This window comes from Citrobacter sp. wls716, from assembly GCF_005280975.1.
In the GTDB taxonomy this organism is placed as follows: domain Bacteria; phylum Pseudomonadota; class Gammaproteobacteria; order Enterobacterales; family Enterobacteriaceae; genus Citrobacter; species Citrobacter youngae.
Genome location: NZ_SZWX01000048.1, coordinates 1 through 579 on the forward strand (window position 1 = coordinate 1; position 579 = coordinate 579).

Sequence of the window (579 nt, forward strand, 5' to 3'; positions counted from 1 at the left end):
CCGTTGCACCGGTTGCAAAACTTGCGAACTGGCCTGCAAAGACTTCAAAAATTTAACGCCGGACGTCAGTTTCCGCCGTATTTACGAATACGCCGGCGGTGACTGGCAGGAAGATAACGGTGTCTGGCACCAGAACGTTTTCGCCTACTACCTCTCCATTGCGTGCAACCACTGTGAAGACCCGGCCTGTACCAAGGTGTGTCCAAGCGGCGCGATGCACAAACGTGAAGATGGTTTTGTGGTCGTGGATGAAGACGTGTGCATTGGCTGTCGCTATTGCCACATGGCCTGCCCGTATGGCGCGCCGCAATACAATGCCGCCAAAGGACACATGACCAAGTGCGATGGCTGTCATGAACGCGTTGCTGAGGGTAAGAAACCCATCTGTGTCGAATCCTGCCCGCTGCGTGCGCTGGACTTCGGCCCGATAGAGGAACTGCGTAAAAAACACGGCACCCTGGCCGCGGTAGCGCCGCTCCCTGGCGCGCACTTTACCAAACCGAGCATCGTCATCAAACCAAATGCCAATAGCCGCCCGACCGGGGATACCACGGGTTATCTGGCTAATCCGAAGGAGGT

Annotated in this window: 1 protein-coding gene; it reads left to right on the plus strand. The window is 56.5% G+C overall.

The window, feature by feature from the left end; translation table 11 throughout:
- Positions 1–579, plus strand: a 579-nt coding sequence (locus FDX24_RS16305) for a DMSO/selenate family reductase complex B subunit (RefSeq protein ID WP_101743370.1), incomplete at both ends; no start/stop codon positions are given.